Here is an 18,013-nt window from a genome sequence, read left to right on the forward strand (position 1 = left end):
AGTGACATGGCGATGCAGGCGAGCAACGACGATCGCATCTCGATCCAATCCGACGGGCTCTTCGCACAGATCGCTACGCTCGGAGCCGAACTGGTCGTGCTCCGCGACGGCGAGGGCCGTGATCTCCTGTGGGATGGGGACCCTGCCGTCTGGAGCGGGCGCGCGCCGCTGCTGTTTCCCATCGTCGGCGCGCTGGCCGGCGGCGCCTACCGCATCGGCCGTGAGGTCTACCGGCTGCCGCAGCATGGCTTCGCCCGCCGCAGCGAGTTCAGCCTGGTCGAGCGCCGGGCCGACCAGGCCACCCTGCGGCTGACCGAGAGCGAGGCGACGCGGGCTGCGTACCCGTTCCCGTTCCGACTCGATGTCACCTATGCGCTGAGCGGTGCGACGCTCACCGTGACGGCGAGCGTGACCAACACCGGCCGCAAGCCGCTGCCGTTTTCGCTCGGCTTCCACCCCGCGTTCCGCTGGCCGCTGCCTTACGGCGCCCCGCGCGACACCTACACGCTCGCCTTCGACAAGGACGAGACGGCGCCGGTCGTCCGGCCCGATGCGGATGGTCTGCTGACGACGCCCGAGCCCAATCCGGTCAAGGACCGCACGCTGCCGCTGTCCGATGCGCTGCTGGCCGCCGGTGCCATCGTCTTCAAGCAGCCGGCGAGCCGCCGCGTCGTCTACGGCGCGCCGGGGTCCCCGTCCCTCGTCGTCGCGTTCCCGGAGATGACGAGCCTCGGCATCTGGACCAAGCCCGGCGCGGGGGCCCCCTACGTCTGCATCGAGCCATGGCAGGGCTATGCCGACGATGCCCGGCCCGCGGGCGCGGATCAGAAGCCCGTCGACCTGTTCGCCAAGCCCGGCATCGTCGAGGTCGCGCCGACCCAGAGCCGCAGCTTCGGCTTCTCGGTGACGCTGGAGCCGGGGACGTGACGGCAGGCGGGCGGTGTCAGGTCGCCTAGTGTGGTGGATCTGAAGTTCCTGCTCCCCACATGGCATCCACGTCCAGGACCTTCAGATCCATTAAACCACACTAGAATCATAGAGTTGCTAGTGTGGCTTAGGAATCCGAAATTCGCTCCAAGCGATGCCCCGAGGTGGTGCGAATTTCGGATTCGCCACACTAGCCGCGCCGGCGTTCACCGCCGTCCTTCCAGGCATAGTTGAAGCTCACGCTGATGCGCTCCTCGTCCGCCTCGTTGAGCGGCACCTCGTGGCGCAGCCAGCTCTCCCACAACAGCAAGGTGCCGGGCGTCGGGTCGATCGAGACGAACTGGCGGTTCTGTTGCGTCGCCTTCCGCTTCTTCGGCGGCGCCGCCATCATGAAGCCGAGCCGCGGATCCTCGAACTTCAGCGCGCTGGCGCCGGGCGGAACGGCTACATAGAACGTGCCGCTCACCACCGCGTGCGGGTGGATGTGGGAGGTGTGCACGCCGCCCGGCGGCAGCACGTTGATCCAGAGCGAGTCGCAGATGAGCTTGCCGCCGGCGAGATCGAACTCGAGCGCCTTGGCGAAGGCGGCGGCGTGCCTGTCGATCTGCTTGACGAGACGGCCGAAGACCGGAAACCGCCACGGCAGATCGTCGAGCGAGGCATAGGACGTGTAGCCGGGGTAGCCGTTGCGGGCGCACCAGCGTTGGCCCGCCTCGTCGTCCACGGCGATGGACCGGCAGGCGGCGTCGATCTCGGCCACGATCGTGGACGGGCCGCCGTCGCCGGCGAGCTCGGCGCGATAGATCGGCGTGGCGAAGACGTGCTCGATGATGGACATGGAGGGCCTATAGAGCGCTTTCGGCTGCGGTGGAACGACGGCCGCTCGCCGCGGGCGTCAGCCGAGCGGCCCTTTGAACACGAAGAAGGCGCCGAGCACGATGAGGCCGAAGCCGATCGCGTGGTTGATGGTGAGGCTCTCCTTGAGGAAGAGGACGGAAAACCCGGCGAAGACGACCAGGGTGATGACCTCCTGCATCGTCTTCAGCTCGGCGGCGCTGTAGACGCCGTGGCCGATGCGGTTGGCGGGCACCGCGAGGCAATACTCGGCGAAGGCGATCGCCCAGCTCACCAAGATCACGAGCCACAGCGGACGGTCGGTGAAGCGAAGATGGCCGTACCAGGCGAACGTCATGAACACGTTCGACGCCATCAGCATGACGATGGGCAGCACGAGCGCCGTGGTGCGATCCATTGAACCTGAGCTCCGTTGGCGCGGAGCCTTTGCCAGATGGAGCACGACTTGCAAAGCGCCGTTGCGTTGCGGCAGGGGCGGTGGGGCCGCCGGATCAAGACGCTCAGCGACGCCGCTGCGAGCCACGCGCGTCGCCTAGAGCGCTTTGCGATTGGGTGGAACTACCCAATCGCAAGAGAAGCGCTCCAGATTCAAAAGGTTATGAGCATTTCTCCGCCATTGGATGGGTCCATCCAATGGCGAAATGCTCTGGCGCCGTCCCGGAAATCAGGCGACGTGGCGCGCCCGGTTCTCCCAGAACGGCTGGCGCAGGTCGCGCTTCAGGATCTTGCCGGCGCCGGACATGGGCAGCGGCTCGGTCCGGACGTCGACGCTGCGCGGGCATTTGTAGCCGGCGATTCGCTCTTTGCAGAAGGCGATCACGTGGGCCGGATCGATCTCCGCGTCGGGGCGAACCACGACGATGGCGTGCACCGCCTCGCCCCAGCGCTCGTCCGGGATGCCGATGACGGCGCATTGCAGCACGCCCGGGTATTGCGCCACGGTGTTCTCCACCTCGGTCGAGTAGATGTTCTCGCCGCCCGAGATGATCATGTCCTTGATGCGGTCGACCACATAGACGAAGCCGTCCTCGTCCATGTAGCCGCCGTCGCCGGTGTGCATCCAGCCGTTGACCACGGCCTTGGCGGTCTCCTCGGGGCGGTTCCAGTAGCCCATCATCACGTTGGCGCCGTGCGCGACGATCTCGCCGATGGTGCCGCGCGGCACCTCGTTGTCGTTCTCGTCGACGATGCGCACGTCGACACCGATCGCGGCGCGTCCAGCCGAGCGGTGCCGCCCCTTGGCGCGCCCGGCCACGTGCTCCTCAGGCGGCAGCAGCGTGGCGATGGGCGACAGCTCGGTCATGCCGTAGGCCTGCATGAACTCCACGTGCGGCAGGGCCGCCACCGCCCGGTCGAGCACCGCCTCCGAGATCGGCGAGGCACCATAGAGGATGCGCTTCAGCGATGAGAGGTCCCGCGTGCCCATGGCCGGATGGTCGACCAGCATCTGGATCATCGTCGGCACCAGCAGCACGTGCGTCACCCGGTGGCGCGCAATGGCGTCCATCACCCCTTCCGGGCTGAAAGCGCGGACGACGACGTTCGTGCCCGCGCCTGCCAGCATGGCATACATGGCCGCGCCGTTGGCCAGGTGGAACATGGGGGCCGCGTGCAGATAGGTGGCCGTCGGCGTGAACATTCCCTCCGCCAGGGCATGCAGGGAATCGATCACCAGGTTGCCGTGGCTCAGCATCACCCCCTTGGAGCGGCCGGTGGTGCCGCCGGTGTAGAAGATGCCGGCGAGATCGTCCCGGCCGCGCATGGCGTCGGGGACCGGCGTCGCCGCGGCCATCAGCGCTTCGTAGTCGGCCATGCCGGCGGGGGCGTCGCCGTCGTCGGCGTAGACGAGGCGCACGTCCGGCAGCGCCTGCGCCAGGGCGTGGCCCGCTTCGGCGAACGCCTTGTCGACGAACAGCACCGTGGCGCCGCTGTCCTGGAGCGCGTCGGTATTCTCCAGCACGCTCCAGCGGATGTTGAGCGGCACGATCACCCCGCCTGCCCAGGCGGTGGCGAGATAGAGCTCCAGGTAGCGGGCGCTGTTGAGCGCCAGCACGGCGACGCGGTCGCCGTCGCCGATGCCGAGCCCGCGCAATGCGCCGGCCAGGCGCGCGACACGCGCGCCGACCTCGGCCCAGGTCCAGGCCTTGTCGTCTTCCAGCACGGCGGTGCCGCCCGCCTTCATCTGCAGCGCCCGTCGCAGTCCTTGCGTGATGTTCATCGGTTCCTCCCTGGTTTCGACTTCAAAGGGCTTTGCGCCTCTTGTTGGTGGCCGGTCCGCCGGGCCCGGTCGGGGCGCCTGGCGGCCGGCGTCGTCGCCCGGACGGTGCGGGCTCAGTCGGGGCGCCGGCGGCGAGCCCCTCCGTCAGCCGCCGGGCGAATTCGTCGCCCAGCCGCTGCGGGTCGAGGTCGCCGCCCGGCCGGTACCAGTGGCCGATCCAGTTGAGCGACCCGGCCACCGCGAAGGCGGCCACCTTGACGTCGCACGGCAGGATCGAGCCGTCGTCCACGCCCTCGCCGATGAAGCGGCGGAAGCCCAGATCGATCATGCGCTTGCCCGCGCGCACGTGGCGCCGGGCATCGGGCGACAGCACCCGATCGTCGACGCGCACCAGGCACTGACCGAAGTCCCGCGTCATGATCTCGGCGTAGTCGCGGATCAGCGCCCGCACGCGGTCGAGCCCGGTACCGGGCATGGCGGCGATGGCCGTGAGGCTCGCCTCGCTCATCTCCTGGCCGAGCCGGTAGCATTCGGCCAGGATCTCTTCCTTGCTGTGGAAGTAGTTGTAGAGTGCGGGCTTGGTGATGTTCAGCCGCTCGGCCACCTCCGCCAGCGAGGTGCGGTCGTAGCCGAGCTCGAGGAACAGTTGTGCGGCCGTCCGCAGCACCGCGTCGCGCTTCAGGTCGCGGTCGCGCCGGCGGTCCTCGAACGGCTTCCACGGTGAATCGGCGTCCGCCGGCTGCGCCAGCTTGCGGGCCGATCCGGAACCTCCTCGCATCCCTGCCTCTTGACGCGTCGCGACGCTAAAGTTACCGATGAGTCATTGCAAGACTGACCGATCGGAAAGCGTTTGTAAAGCGCCGCACCGGCCGACAGGGAGGATGAGATGGCTCAACGGGTCAAAGTCGCGGGGGTCGGCATGATCCCCTTCGTCAAGCCGGGCACCAGCGCCAGCTACGACGAGATGGGCGCCATCGCCGCCCGCATGGCGCTGGAGGACGCCGGCCTCTCGTATGCCGATGTCGAGCAGGCTTACGTCGGCTTCGTCTACGGCGATTCCACCAGCGGCCAGGCGGCGCTCTACCACGTCGGCATGACCGGCATTCCGGTGGTCAACGTCAACAACAACTGCTCGACCGGCTCGAGCGCGCTCTTCCTGGCGCGCCAGGCGATCGAGGCCGGCATCGTCGACTGCGCCATCGCGCTCGGCTTCGAGCAGATGGTGCCGGGCGCGCTCGGCGATATCTACAGCGATCGGCCGAGCCCGCTCGTGCGCTTCGTCGCGGCCGCCGACGAGGGCTCGCACAACACCGACGCGCCGATGGCGATCAAGGTGTTCGGCGGCGCCGGCGCCGAATATCAGCAGCGCTACGGCGCCAAGACCGAGACTTTCGCCAAGATCTCTGTGAAGGCCCGCCGTCACGCCGAGCACAATGACAAGGCGATCTTCCGCAAGCCCGTGACCGTCGAGGAGGTGATGGCGTCGACCCCGATGTACGGGCCGCTCACCCGCCTCCAGTGCTGCCCGCCGACCTGCGGCGCCGCCGCGGCGATCCTGGTCTCGGAGGAGTTCGCCAAGCGCCGCGGCCTCAAGGCCGACGTGGTGATCCGCGCCCAGGCCATGACCACCGACTTTCCGTCCACCTTCACTGAAAAGAGCATGATGAAGGTGGTGGGCTTCGACCTGACGGCCGCGGCGGCCGACAAGGTCTATGCCGCGTCGGGCATCGCCCCCGAGGACGTCGACGTGGTCGAGCTGCACGATTGCTTCACCGCCAACGAGATCCTCACCTACGAGGGCCTGCGCCTTACGCCGGAAGGCACCGCCGAGAAGTTCATCTGGGACGGCGACAACACCTACGGCGGCCGCGTCGTCACCAACCCGTCCGGCGGCCTCCTGTCGAAGGGCCATCCGCTCGGCGCCACCGGCCTCGCCCAATGCGCCGAGCTGGTCTGGCAGTTGCGCGGCCAGGGCGGCCCCCGCCAGGTCGAGAACGCCCGCATCGCCTTGCAGCACAACCTCGGCCTCGGCGGCGCCTGCGTCGTGACGCTCTACGAGAAGGCCTGATCCCATGCTCGACAGATCGATCATCGGCCAGGCGCGGCCTGCGACCCACGCCACCGTGGAGCCGAAGCGCCTGCGCTTCTTCCTCAAGGCCATCGGCGAGGAGGGGGCCGTCTACCACGACAAGGCGGCGGCACAGGCCGCCGGCTTCCGCGACATCCCGATCCCGCCGACCTACCTGTTCTGCCTGCAGATGATGGACGCGGAGCGGCCGTTCGCGCTGACCGAGGACCTCGGCATCGACGTCGGCCGGCTGCTGCACGGCGAGCAGGGCTTCCGCTACCACAAGCCCGTCTACGTGGGCGATGAGCTCACCTTCACCAGCCGCATCGTCGACATGGCCGACAAGAAGGGCGGCGCCATGACGGTGATCGTCCAGGAGACGAGGGTCGAGAACGCCGCCGGCGAGCACGTAGCCGACCTGACCGGCACCACCGTCGTGCGCAACCCGGGAGTGGGCAAATGAGCGCCTCCGTTCAAGCCGAGCCTGCCGCTGCGGGCCTCGTCGGCAAGCGCATCATCGACGAGCGCTTCGCCCCGATCACCCGCCACACGCTGGCGCTCTATTGCGGCGCCTCCGGCGACCACAACCCGATGCACGTCGACGTCGATTTCGCCAAGGCGTTCGGCTTTCCCGATGTGTTCTCGCACGGCATGCTGGTGATGTCGCGGCTCGGCCGCGCACTGACCAACGTGGTGCCGCAGGCCTCGGTGCGGTCCTATAACGTGCGCTTCGTCGCCATCACCCAGGTCGGAGCGGAGATCTCCGCCGAGGGCGAGGTCGTCGGCATCGTCGAGGATGGAGGCGAGCGGCGCGTCCGCATCGCGCTCACCGCCAAGGACCAGAACGGCGACGTGAAACTGCAGGGCGAGGCGACCGCTGCGCTCGACGGATGGGAGAAGGCGCATGTCTAAGCTTGCGGGCAAGGTCGCCCTCGTCACCGGATCCGGGCGCGGCATCGGCCGCTCCATCGCGCTCAAGCTCGCGTCCGAGGGCGCCAGCGTCGTCGTCAACGACCTCGACGCCGAGCCGGGCGACGCGGTCGCCGCCGAGATCAAGGCGGGCGGCGGCAAGGCCGTCGCCGTCAACGGCAGCGTCACCGAGGCGGGCTTCGCCGACCGTTTCGTCAACACCGGCATCGAGGCCTTCGGCGGCCTCGACATCATCGTCAACAATGCTGGCTACACCTGGGATGCCACGGTCCAGAAGATGACCGACGAGATGTTCCAGGCCATGCTCGACGTGCACCTGGTGGCGCCGTTCCGCATCATGCGGGCCGCCTCCGAGCCGATCCGGGCGTTCTCGCGCAAGGAGGCGGAGGCCGGCCAGGAGGTGTTCCGCAAGGTCGTCAACATCTCCTCCATCGCCGGGCTCTACGGCAACGCCGGCCAGGCGAGCTATTCCTCGGCCAAGGCCTCGCTGGTGGGCCTGACGCGGACGATGTGCAAGGAGTGGGGGCGCTACAAGGTCAACGTCAATTGCGTCGCCTTCGGCCTGATCGAGACGCGGCTGACCCAGGCGATCGAGCAGCAGCAGCCGCAGAAGACCATCGACGTCGACGGGCGCGAGATCAAGGTGGGCGTGCAGTCGCAGATGCTGGACACCATGGCGCGGATGATCCCGCTCGGCCGTGCCGGCAAGCCCGAGGAGGCGGCCAACGCCGTCTATCTGTTCTGCTCGCCGGAATCCGATTACATTAGCGGCCAGGTCGTGGTGTGCGGCGGAGGGCTGCTGATATGACGGGTGCTGCGCCCGCCTTGCTCGAGGTCGACGGGCGGATCGCCACGGTCACGCTCAACCGGCCCGAAGCCTACAACGCCGTCGACGCCACCCTGGCCGAGGCGCTGGCCGATATCGGTGAGCGCGTCGTGGCGAGCGACGATGTCCGCGTCGTCATCCTGCGCGGCGCCGGCCCCACGTTCTGTGCCGGCGGCGACATCCGCACCTTCGCCGCCAACATCGACGCGCTTGAGCCGATGGCGCGCGGCCTCCTGGGCAAGCTGCACCGCTTCCTCATCGCGCTGCGCGAAGGGCCGCGGCTGGTCATCACCAGCGTGCACGGCTCGGCCGCTGGCGCCGGCTTCTCGCTGGCGCTGCTGGGCGATCTCTGCATCGCGGCGGCCGACGCCCGCTTCGTGCCCGCCTACGCCAAGCTCGGCGTCTCGCCCGACGGCGGTGGCAGCATCGGCGTGGTCGAGCGCATCGGCCCCCGCCGGGCGCTCGCGCTGTTCCTGGCCGAGGACGGGCTCACCGCCGAGCAGGCCTTCGAGGCAGGCCTCGTCAACAAGGTGGTGCCGGCGACCGAGCTGGAAGCGGCGACGCGGGCGCTCGCCGAGCGCGTGGCGCGCATCGCGCCCACGGCGATCGCCGCCACCAAGGCGCTCATCCAGCAATCGGCACGCACCCCCTTCGCGGATCAGCTCGACGCCGAGCTGGAGCAGATGGTGCGCTGCATGGCGACCCCCGCCTTCCGTGCCAACGTCGAAAGCTTCCTGAGCAAGACGAAGGGCTGACGGTTTGCGGGCAGGTCGTCTCACGAAGTCGGCGGGATAGGCTTGGCTCGCATGATGGATGGCCGGGCTTGACCCGGCCATCCATCTTCCTGGACCAAACATCCCTTGGATGGACCTGCGGCAGGCGGCAAACTATAGCGGCTTGATGTGGTTCGTTTCGCAAGGGAGAGCCCGGTTGTCCGCGCATCGCCTCGTTCTGTCGCTGCTCGCCAGCGTGCTCGCCGTCGCCGCCGCCCAGGCCCAAGCCCAGGCTCAAGTCAAGGTCGGCGTCGTCACCTCGGCGTCCGGGCCGATCGCCCTGGTCGGCATCCCGCAGAAGAACACGGTGGCGCTGCTGCCGACGAAGGTCGCCGGGCAGACCATCGACTACATCCTCTTCGACGACGCCAGCGACCCTACCGCCTCGGTCACCGCGTTCAAGAAGCTGATCAGCGAGGACAAGGTCGACGCCATCATCGGCCCGCCCGGCTCGCCCAACGCGCTCGGCGTGATCCCCTTCGTCGCCGAGGCGGGCGTGCCGATGCTCGCGCCGGTCGGCACGGCGGCGGTCATCCTGCCCATGGACGACAAGAAGAAGTGGGTGTTCAAGCCGACCCAGAACGATGAGCTGGTGGCGTCGGCGCTGCTCGACCAGATGGCCGAGAGCGGCGTCAAGACCGTGGGCTTCATCGGCACCGCCGACCCCTACGGCGGCAACTGGCTCAAGGTGTTCACCGAGGGCGCCGAGAAGAAGGGCATCCAGGTCGTCGCCAGCGAGCGCTTCCAGCGCCAGGACACGTCGCTGACCGCCCAGGGCCTCAAGCTCATCGCCGCCAAGCCCGACGCGGTGCTGATCGCCGCTCCCGGCAGCTCCTCGGTGCTGCCGCAGACGACGCTGTACGACCTCGGCTATCGCGGCAAGTACTACCAGACCCACGGCGCGGCGCTGCCGGATTTCCTCAAGCTCGGCGGCAAGAAGGTCGAGGGCACCATCCTCGCCGCCGGCGGCATGCTGGTCATCGACGAACTGCCGGACAGCGACGTCTCGAAGCCCATCGCCGCCGATTACATCGCCCGCTACAAGAAGCTCTACGGCACGGTGCCGGCGACCTTCGGCGCCAACGTGTTCGATGCCGGCCTCCTGCTCGAGCGCGCCATCCCGGAGGCGCTCAAGGCCGGCAAGCCGGGCACGCCCGAGTTCCGCGCGGCGCTGCGCACCGCGCTGGAGGAGGTGAAGGAGCTGCCGGGCACCCAGGGCGTCTACAACATGACGCCCGCCGACCACAGCGGCTTCGACCGGCGCGGCCTGCACATCATCACCGTCAAGGACGGCAAGTGGGCCCTGGTGAAGTGAGGCATGGGGGTGGCGGCGCGGGCCGAGCCACCCCAGCAGCCGCGCACGATATCCTGGACGGGAAAGCGTCGACGGAGCAGCTTGCACTCCTCTCCCCGCCAGCGGGGAGAGGGAAGGGTGAGGGGGCCCTGCCGCGCGGCGTGACCGGCGTCGAGCCTCCGCCCCCGCGCCCCCTCACCCGCCCAGCGTGGCGCTTCGCTTCGCGCAGGGCGACCTCTCCCCGCAAGCGGGGCGAGGTGTGCGGCTGCGCCGCAGGCGGCCCACGCCGCGCCGGACCGCCTCACCGCCCGGAGGCGCGAGCTTGAACCTGCAGGTGGCCATGCTGCTTGGGCAGAGCGGCATCACCAGCGGTGCCGTCTACGCCCTGCTCGCCCTCAGCATCCTGCTGGTCTTCTCCGTTACCCGCATCCTGCTGATCCCGCAGGGCGAGTTCGTCTCCTTCGCGGCGCTGACCATGGCGGCCATGCAGGCGGGCCAACCGGTCCGCCTCGGGTGGCTGCTCGCCGGCCTCTGCCTGGTGGCGGCGGCGATGGACTTGGTGGGGAGCTGGCGGACGCGTGGCCGCCCGGCGCTGAGCCGGTCGACGCTGTGGCTGTCGGCGTGGGTGGCCGCCGTCACGGCGCTCTCCGTGCTGCTGCCGCTCGCGGCGCTAGGCATGGGCGTGCAGGCGCTGGTCACCATCGCGCTCATCGTGCCGCTCGGGCCGCTGCTCTACCGCGTGTGCTTCCAGCCGGTGGCCGCCGCCCATGCGCTGGTGCTGCTGGTCATCTCGATTGCCGCCCACGTCGCCCTCGTCGGCATTGCCCTGTTCATCTTCGGACCGGAAGGGGCGCGCACCGAGCCGTTCTCCGACGCGGTGTTCATGGTCGGGCCGGCGCTGATCCAGAGCCAGACGCTGTGGGTCGTCGCCGTGTCGCTGCTGCTGGTGGGCCTGCTGTACGTCGGCTTCGAGCGCCACCTCTACGGCAAGGCGCTGCGCGCCACCGCCGTCGACCGCCTGGGTGCCGAGCTCGTCGGCATCTCGCCCGAGCTCGCCGGCCGGGTGAGCCTGGCGGTGGCTGCCTTCATCGGCGCGCTCTCCGGCGTGCTCATCGCGCCGATCATCACCATCTATTTCGACTCCGGCTTCATCATCAGCCTGAAGGGCTTCGTCGGCGCCCTCGTCGGCGGCCTCGCCAGCTATCCGCTTGCGGCAGCCGGCGCGCTGCTGGTCGGCCAGGCGGAATCCTTCGCCACGTTCTGGGCCTCCGCCTACAAGGAAGTCATCGTCTTCACCCTGCTGCTGCCGGTGCTCATGTGGCGCTCGCTTGCCCGCAGCGGCGTGGAGGACGAGGAGTGAGGCGCCTGGGCCTCGGCGCAGCCGCGATCGCCGCCGTCGTGCTGGCGCCGCTGCTGCTGCCGTCCTTCCAGATCACGCTCGCCAACAACATCGGCATTGCGGCGCTGGTGACGCTGGGCCTCGTGCTGCTCACCGGCATCGCCGGCCTCACCAGCTTCGGCCAGGCCGCCTTCGTCGGCATCGGCGCCTATGCCACCGCCTATCTCGCCACCGCGGCCGAGCTGCCGCCGGCGCTCGCCTGGCTCGGCGGCTCGCCCTGGGGCGGCCTGGCGCTGGGCCTCACCTTGACGCTCGCCGTCGCCACCGTGCTGGGCGGCGTCACCTTCCGGCTCTCCGGCCACTACCTGCCGCTCGGCACCATCGCCTGGGGCCTCGCCATCGCCTTCCTGTTCGGCACCATGGACAGCCTGGGCGGCTACACCGGCCTCTCGGGTATCCCGGTGCTCGCCCTGTTCGGGGTCCGCTTCGACAGCGGCGAGCGGCTGTTCTGGCTGATCTGGGGCGTGCTGCTGGTGGCGCTGCTGCTCACGGCGAACCTGCTCGATTCGCGCCCGGGCAGGGCCATCCGGGCGCTGAAGGGTGGCCAGCTCATGGCGCGCTCCATGGGCGTCGACGTGGTCCGCGCCAAGATGGCGGCGTTCCTCATCGCCGCCGCCTTCGCCGCCATCGCCGGCTGGCTCTACGCCTACACCCAGCGCTTCGTCAGCCCGGCGCCGTTCAGCCTCGGCGCAGGCATCGAGTACCTGTTCATGGCGCTCATCGGCGGGGCCGCCTCCATCTGGGGCGCCATCGTCGGCGCGGCCGTCTTCATCCTCAGCAAGGAGTGGCTGCAGGACCTGCTGCCCCACCTCCTGGGCCGCACCGGCAACTTCGAGGCCGTCGTCTTCGGCCTGATCGTCATCGTGCTGATGCAGAATATGCCCGACGGCATCGCCAGCGCCCTGCGCATCGCCGCCGCCCGCTATCTCGGCGGCAGCCGCCGGACGCGCCCGGAGCCGCCGGCGGTGGACGGTGACGAGCCGGCCCTGCCGGTCCGTGCCCGGCCGCGGCCCGGCGAGGTGATCCTCGAGGCGCGCGGCGTCACGCGCCGCTTCGGCGGCCTTGCCGCCAACGACGACGTCAGCCTCTCGGTGCGCGCCGGCGAGGTCCTCGCAGTGATCGGGCCGAACGGCGCCGGCAAGTCGACGCTGTTCAACCAGCTCTCCGGCGTCGACCGGCCGACGGCGGGCAGCATCGTCTTCCGCGGCGAGCCCGTCGCCGGCTTGAGCCCGCGGGCGATGGCGCGCCTCGGCCTAGCCCGCACCTTTCAGCACGTGCGCCTGCTGCCGGAGCTGACCGTGCTGGAGAACGCGGCCATCGGGGCGCACCTCAGGGGCCGCAAGGGCCTCTTCGCTGCGATGCTTCGCCTCGACCGCCGCGAGGAGGCGCAACTGCTGGCGGAAGCCCGGCGCCAGCTCGATCGCGTGGGGCTCGCCGCCCGCTGCGACGACAGGGCCGGCAGCCTGCCGCTCGGCCAGCAGCGGCTCCTGGAGATCGCCCGCGCCGTCGCCGCCGACCCGTGCCTGCTGCTGCTCGACGAGCCGGCCGCCGGCCTGCGCTTCCAGGAGAAGCGCGAGCTTGCCGGCCTCATCGACCGGCTGCGCGGCGAGGGCATGGCGGTGCTGCTGGTGGAGCACGACATGGACTTCGTCATGGGGCTCGCCGACCGCGTCTTCGTCATGGACTTCGGGCAGGAGATCGCGCAAGGCGCGCCCGCGGAGGTGCAGGCCGACCCGGCCGTGCTGGAAGCCTACCTCGGAGCGGACGCATGACGCCGCCGCGGCTCCTCGAGGTGAGCGGCCTCTCGGTGGCCTACGGCCAGGTGGAGGCGGTGAGCGAGGCTGCCATCGGCGTCGGTGAAGGCGAGATCGTCACCGTCATCGGCCGCAACGGCGCCGGCAAGACCACGCTGCTGTCGGCCATCATGGGCATCCTGCCGTCCCGCGGCGGCATCCGCTTCGCCGGCGAGGACCTGGCGACGTTCGCCATCGGCGAGCGCGTGGCGCGCGGCCTGAGCCTGGTGCCGGAGCAGCGGGCGCTGTTCGGTTCCATGAGCGTCGCCGACAATCTGGCGCTCGGCGCCTTCCGCCGTGATGGCGGCGAGCGCGAGACGGCGTTGGACGAGATGTTCGCCCTGTTCCCGCGCCTGAAGGAGCGGCGCCGCCAGCTCGCCGCCACGCTCTCCGGCGGCGAGCGGCAGATGCTGGCGCTGGCGCGCGCGCTGATGGGCCGCCCGCGCCTCCTCATGCTCGACGAGCCGAGCCTCGGCCTGGCGCCGCTCATCGTGCGCGACGTCTTCCGCATCATCGCCGAATTGCGCGACCGCGGCGTCGCCATCCTGCTGGTCGAACAGAACGCCCGCGCCGCACTCGCTGTCGCCGACCACGCCTACGTGCTGGAGCTCGGCCGCGTGGCGCTGGCGGGCCCGGCGGCGGAGCTGGCGAACGATCCGCGCGTGGTGGCGACGTATCTCGGGCTCGGCGGCGGGCACCAGGACGGGCTGGTCCGCGAGCCGCGCCATCAAGATGAACCGGCCGCCGCACAGCCGAGCAGAGGACCGACGACCCAAGGCTCGCAGTAAGATCCCGGATCCGGCTTCGGCGTGGCCGAATGCTCATTGGGCGCGATCGGAATTCGCGTCGTTTTTGGCAATCGTCGGACATTTTTGATCAAGCCCCGATCGTAGGGGTCTGATCGTCGATCATGCTCGCCCCAAGCGCCGAACCGGGGGCGGACGGAGGTCGCACTCGCCAGCCTGTAGGACGGCGCATTGCGGCGACTCGCGGAAATTTGACCAAGCTTAAGCTGCCGTCGCTGATGCCTGTGCTCGAGCATTTCTCGATCGGATAAGCTTATCTGCTGGATATGCTCCGCATCTTTGAATCTGGGCGTTTCTCTCCGATCTGACGGCTCCATCCGCTCGGGGTGCGCTCCACCTCGTCGAACGTCCGCTCAAGCGGACAGACAAAGTTGCAAAGGCCCTCCTGCAGGCAGTGCTCAGCCGCTGCAACAGAATACGCGGTGGTGCTGGAAGCGTGTGCCCGAGAGATGGGCGAGCATTGCAACTCAGGGTAATGTGATCTGCCGAGACACCTCCATCATACTATATTTCGCGCTACTGACGTGCATTTGATCGTCTTGACGTCTTTAGATCAAGGCTCTTTGATTGCGCGGCTCGCATTCACGGGCCTCCCCCAAAACGACCTAAAAGGCATCCGGAAGGAATATGAAGAAACTGCCTCCTCTCAATCCTCTCCGTGCGTTCGAGGCAGCCGCAAGGCATGGCAATTTCACACGTGCAGCAGAAGAACTCGGTGTCTCTCAGTCGGCCGTCAGCCGCCAGATCGGGGTCTTGGAGAGCTACCTGGGCATCCAGCTCTTTACGCGGGAGCGCGGCGAGGTGATGCTCACCCCGGCGGGGCTTCGCTATGAGCCAGAGCTCACGCGAGCCTTCAACATTATTTCGACCGCGACTGAAAACCTGCCGAACCTGCCGAGGCGGCGTGCAATCAACATCCGCGCCTTGCCGGGTGTTCTGCACACCTGGCTGCTGCCTCGGATCGGAGGCTTTCGCGCAATGAATCCCAACGTCGGCCTCAACTTCAGTACGTCGATGAATTTTGTCCACGTCGACTGGGAGCGGATCGACATTTCGATCCAGGGGCCGCCGACCGATGATCAGGCGGGCCTGCACCTGGAACCGCTCATGCCGAACCGTATCGCCCCCGTGTGCAGCCCCGGCTATCTCGAACGGCACGGGCCGATCACCTCGCTGGAGGACTTGTCGAAACATACGATCCTCGACGCCTCCTATCGGGGAGGGGACTGGGGTGCCTGGTTGACCCATATGGGCGCTCCCGACATTCCGCTGCGAAAACTCCTCACCTTCGAAAGTTCGTCCATGATCTACGTCGCAGCGAAGGAAGATCTCGGGCTCGCGATGGGCCAGCTTCCATTGATCCAGCGCGAGATCGAGCGCGGCGATCTCGTGCAGATCTTCGACCGCTCGATCGTCCTGGAACCCCTTCTTTACACGGCCTATTCGCCACGCAGCGTCAATCTGACCTCCGTTGCCGCCTTTCGGCAGTGGCTCAAGGACGAGGCCGCCAAGTCGTCCGAGTGGTTCATGAGCGCCCATCCAACCCCGAGGAGGGCCCAGGCATCCTGAGAAATTGCAGTATTGCGATGTGAATTTCGGCATCATCCCGCTGGGCGGCGGGATAAATGAAATATTGTCAACAGATCACGACCTTTTCCGGTTCGAGGTCCGGCCGAGCGTCCTCATCCCGCCGTTGCCAGCTCAAGTCCGATGCATGCGGACCGAGCCGCTACCAGAGAACGTTTTGTGCCGCCGGTGAATAGCCGATCAGGTCGCTCTCGCGGCCCTCGCGCAACTTGAGCGCCCATTCCGGATCTCCCAGCAGCGCCCGTCCGACCGCGACCAGATCGAATTCGTTCTGTTCCAGCCTCTCCACCAATGCGTCGACAGACATCGGCGCCGAAGCTTCCAGCGCGCCACGGCTGAACACGCCGGATAGACCGACACTGCCGACCGTGACGACGGGCTTGTCGGTGACCTTCTTGACCCAGGCCGCGAGCGGCAGCGAGGACCCCTCGAAGGCAGGCTGCCAGAAGCGGCGCGTCGACATGTGAAACATGTCCGCCCCGGCATCCGTCAGCTCGTTCAGGAAGGCGCTGAGCTCAACCGGGCTGTTCCAGAGCATTGCGTCATACTGGCCACTCTTCCACTGTGAAAGGCGAATGAGGACCGGGAACTCCGGCCCCACGCGCGCGCGGACCGCGCGTAGGATCTCAACGGCAAAGCGCGTGCGCTCACGCATGTCCCCGCCAAAGCGATCCGAACGCAGGTTGGTACGCCGCCAGAAGAACGCGTCGATCAGGTAGCCATGGGCGGCGTGTATCTCGACGCCATCGAAGCCGAGCCGTTGCGCCTCCGCCGCTGCGCGAGCGAAGGCGTCGATCACGTCCGCGATCTCGGCGTCCGTCATCGGCTCGGAAACCCGCTGGCCCTCCGAGCCGATGCCGGACGGGGCCGAGCTTGGCAGGCCGCGGTTCGGCACGTCGCCGTGCGGGTCGCGGCCGATGCCGGCATGCCAGAGCTGCGGCATGATACGGCCGCCCTCGGCGTGGACGTACTCGCGCACACGCCGCCACCCCTCCAGCGCCGCGTCGCCGAAGAAGTTTGGAATGCTGGAACCGGGAGAGGCCGAAGGATGGTCGATGATGGTTCCTTCGGTGATGATCAACCCGACGGCGTTTCGGGCGCGGCGGGCATAGTACTCGGCGACCTCCCTTGTGGGGACGCCCCCCGGGCTGAACCCGCGCGTCATCGGCGCCATGACGATGCGCGACTTCAGTCTCAGAGTGCCGTGGAAGAATGGATGGAACAGCGGCGCTGCCGTCCTCGCTGCTTCGGTCCGCGCCGCAGAGATCTCATTATGCAGCATATTCAAAGGCATTCTCCAGGCCTCCGCAGATCGGGGCTGTTCGTGCGAGCATCGTTTGCAGGGTCTGCCGTCGGCAGCGCCGCCGGCGGCGGACTGCTGGCTCAGGCGGCCTCGAGAGTGACCTCCGTGCGCAGTCCCGCCTGCTTCATCAGCGGCAGCACCCGCTCGATCACGAAGGGAAGCTCCTCGGTGAAATTGAAGAACTGCATGGTCGAGCCGGCAAAGCCGGCCTTGTGCATCTTCACGAAGCCCTCGACGATATCCTCCGGCGTGCCGACGAGGCTGCCGCCGCCGGCGGTGCGCATGAACTCCTTCTCCGCCGAACCGGCGGACGGCAGTGCCGCCATCTTGGAACGGATGTCGGTAAACATTTCCACCGCCTTGCGGTCCGCCTTCTCCAGAGCGTAGTAGCGATTGAAGTCCTCCGCCTCCTTGCGGGTCTCGCGGCAGACGACGGCCGCCGTGCCGATGACTCCGAGCGGCTTATTGCGGCCAAGTTCTTTCTCGCGATTGCGGACATCGGTCACCTCGTCTGCCGCCTTCTCGAAGTTCGAGAACACCGTCAGGAGATAATCCGAAGTCTTGATCGCATAGTTGCGGCCCGCCGCCGAATAGGCGGCCGAGAAGATGGCTGGATGGGGCTGCTGGAGCGATCCGGGCTGCCCCATCAGCCCCTCGAGATTGAAGAACTCCCCCTCATAGTCATAGGGATCGCCGGGGCCGGCCAGCAGCCCCTTCAGGATTTCGAACCATTCCAGGCCATGGTCGTAGCGGCGATCGTGCTCCAGCTGCTCGACGCCGAACATCTTGAAGTCGCCTGTCTGCCAGCCGCAGACGATGTTCAGGCCTGCCCGGCCGCCCGAGGCGTGGTCGATGGTGGCCAGAGCCTTGGCGGCGAAGACCGGATGAACGAGCGGCGCGTGAACGGTCGAAAACAGCGCGATCCGTTCCGTCACGCCGCTCAGGGCGGCCGCATGCGTCAATGTCTCGTAGCACCAAACGCGATGGTCGATCTCGCCCTTCCAGCCACGCCAGGAGGAGATGGGCAGCATGAAATCGAGGCCCGCCTCGTCCGCCATCTTGGCCAGCTTGACGACGTCCTTCCAGCGCGCCTGCCAACGTCCCGGCGCCGTCGTCATGGTCATGGCGCCGTCGTGCAGGTAGCAGAAGAGACCGATCTTGAACGGCTGCGGGCCAAACATCGGATTCGTGGAACGATCGCTAGTCATTGCAGATCCCCATCATAAGAAGGATG

16 protein-coding genes and 1 pseudogene are annotated in these 18,013 nt (G+C 68.2%); 11 read left to right on the forward strand and 6 right to left on the reverse strand.

The annotated features are described in order from the left end of the window. The first annotated feature begins 12 nt into the window (after positions 1 to 12). On the forward strand, positions 13 to 927 hold the full coding sequence (locus ACZ5PO_RS16845) for an aldose 1-epimerase family protein (protein WP_464195476.1): 915 nt from the start codon (positions 13 to 15) through the stop codon (positions 925 to 927). A gap of 190 nt (positions 928 to 1,117) precedes the next feature. Here ACZ5PO_RS16845 and ACZ5PO_RS16850 read toward each other — a convergent pair whose 3' ends face one another. The 4 genes from ACZ5PO_RS16850 to ACZ5PO_RS16865 all read right to left on the reverse strand — a co-directional run bounded on the left by ACZ5PO_RS16850 (position 1,118) and on the right by ACZ5PO_RS16865 (position 4,778). Next, the gene (locus tag ACZ5PO_RS16850; RefSeq protein ID WP_464195478.1) at positions 1,118 to 1,765 is read right to left on the reverse strand and encodes a TIGR02466 family protein; all 648 of its coding nucleotides are present in this window, start codon (positions 1,763 to 1,765) and stop codon (positions 1,118 to 1,120) included. A gap of 57 nt (positions 1,766 to 1,822) precedes the next feature. Continuing rightward, the gene (locus tag ACZ5PO_RS16855; protein WP_464195480.1) at positions 1,823 to 2,179 is read right to left on the reverse strand and encodes a DMT family protein; all 357 of its coding nucleotides are present in this window, start codon (positions 2,177 to 2,179) and stop codon (positions 1,823 to 1,825) included. A 267-nt stretch (positions 2,180 to 2,446) separates the two neighbouring features. Then, on the reverse strand, positions 2,447 to 4,000 hold the full coding sequence (locus ACZ5PO_RS16860) for a long-chain-fatty-acid--CoA ligase (RefSeq protein ID WP_464195482.1): 1,554 nt from the start codon (positions 3,998 to 4,000) through the stop codon (positions 2,447 to 2,449). 22 nt (positions 4,001 to 4,022) lie between these two features. Next, positions 4,023 to 4,778 (reverse strand): TetR/AcrR family transcriptional regulator, encoded by a 756-nt coding sequence (locus tag ACZ5PO_RS16865; protein WP_464195484.1) that lies wholly within the window; start codon positions 4,776 to 4,778, stop codon positions 4,023 to 4,025. Positions 4,779 to 4,886: 108 nt separating this feature from the next. Here ACZ5PO_RS16865 and ACZ5PO_RS16870 point away from each other — a divergent pair, with 108 nt between their 5' ends. The 10 genes and pseudogenes from ACZ5PO_RS16870 to ACZ5PO_RS16915 all read left to right on the forward strand — a co-directional run bounded on the left by ACZ5PO_RS16870 (position 4,887) and on the right by ACZ5PO_RS16915 (position 15,458). Beyond that, the gene (locus ACZ5PO_RS16870; RefSeq protein ID WP_464195486.1) at positions 4,887 to 6,068 is read left to right on the forward strand and encodes a lipid-transfer protein; all 1,182 of its coding nucleotides are present in this window, start codon (positions 4,887 to 4,889) and stop codon (positions 6,066 to 6,068) included. Positions 6,069 to 6,072: 4 nt separating this feature from the next. Continuing rightward, positions 6,073 to 6,531, forward strand: coding sequence for a MaoC family dehydratase N-terminal domain-containing protein (locus tag ACZ5PO_RS16875; protein WP_464195488.1), 459 nt, complete (start codon positions 6,073 to 6,075; stop codon positions 6,529 to 6,531). Then, complete coding sequence (locus ACZ5PO_RS16880; RefSeq protein ID WP_464195490.1) at positions 6,528 to 6,980, forward strand: MaoC/PaaZ C-terminal domain-containing protein; 453 nt, start codon at positions 6,528 to 6,530, stop codon at positions 6,978 to 6,980. Before ACZ5PO_RS16875 ends, ACZ5PO_RS16880 begins: the two co-directional genes overlap by 4 nt. Next, a complete protein-coding gene (locus ACZ5PO_RS16885; RefSeq protein WP_464195492.1) occupies positions 6,973 to 7,806 on the forward strand; it encodes an SDR family NAD(P)-dependent oxidoreductase in 834 nt (277 codons plus the stop codon). Before ACZ5PO_RS16880 ends, ACZ5PO_RS16885 begins: the two co-directional genes overlap by 8 nt. Then, positions 7,803 to 8,579 carry an enoyl-CoA hydratase/isomerase family protein gene (locus tag ACZ5PO_RS16890; protein WP_464195494.1) on the forward strand — a complete coding sequence of 259 codons (777 nt, stop codon included), beginning with the start codon at positions 7,803 to 7,805 and terminating at the stop codon, positions 8,577 to 8,579. Before ACZ5PO_RS16885 ends, ACZ5PO_RS16890 begins: the two co-directional genes overlap by 4 nt. 175 nt (positions 8,580 to 8,754) lie before the next feature. Next, positions 8,755 to 9,912 (forward strand): ABC transporter substrate-binding protein, encoded by a 1,158-nt coding sequence (locus tag ACZ5PO_RS16895; protein ID WP_464195496.1) that lies wholly within the window; start codon positions 8,755 to 8,757, stop codon positions 9,910 to 9,912. A 301-nt stretch (positions 9,913 to 10,213) separates the two neighbouring features. Beyond that, positions 10,214 to 11,251, forward strand: a complete 1,038-nt coding sequence (locus ACZ5PO_RS16900) for a branched-chain amino acid ABC transporter permease (protein WP_464195498.1) — start codon at positions 10,214 to 10,216, stop codon at positions 11,249 to 11,251. Continuing rightward, entirely contained in the window at positions 11,248 to 13,062 is a 1,815-nt protein-coding gene (locus ACZ5PO_RS16905) for a branched-chain amino acid ABC transporter ATP-binding protein/permease (protein WP_464195500.1), read from the forward strand. The genes ACZ5PO_RS16900 and ACZ5PO_RS16905 overlap by 4 nt, the downstream gene beginning before the upstream one ends. Then, a pseudogene (locus ACZ5PO_RS16910) lies at positions 13,059 to 13,553 on the forward strand (ABC transporter ATP-binding protein); the annotation flags it as partial. The gene ACZ5PO_RS16905 and the pseudogene ACZ5PO_RS16910, both read left to right, overlap by 4 nt. A 963-nt stretch (positions 13,554 to 14,516) precedes the next feature. Continuing rightward, a complete protein-coding gene (locus ACZ5PO_RS16915) occupies positions 14,517 to 15,458 on the forward strand; it encodes a LysR substrate-binding domain-containing protein (RefSeq protein ID WP_464195502.1) in 942 nt (313 codons plus the stop codon). A 160-nt stretch (positions 15,459 to 15,618) separates the two neighbouring features. Here ACZ5PO_RS16915 and ACZ5PO_RS16920 read toward each other — a convergent pair whose 3' ends face one another. Together ACZ5PO_RS16920 and ACZ5PO_RS16925 are read right to left on the reverse strand one after the other, a co-directional pair. After that, positions 15,619 to 16,770: an NADH:flavin oxidoreductase gene (locus tag ACZ5PO_RS16920; protein ID WP_464195504.1), complete on the reverse strand. Its 1,152-nt coding sequence runs from the start codon at positions 16,768 to 16,770 to the stop codon at positions 15,619 to 15,621. A gap of 89 nt (positions 16,771 to 16,859) precedes the next feature. Continuing rightward, positions 16,860 to 17,987: an LLM class flavin-dependent oxidoreductase gene (locus tag ACZ5PO_RS16925; RefSeq protein ID WP_464195506.1), complete on the reverse strand. Its 1,128-nt coding sequence runs from the start codon at positions 17,985 to 17,987 to the stop codon at positions 16,860 to 16,862. Between the last annotated feature and the right edge of the window lie 26 nt (positions 17,988 to 18,013).

This window comes from Chelatococcus sp. KU-N122 (assembly GCF_055391085.1).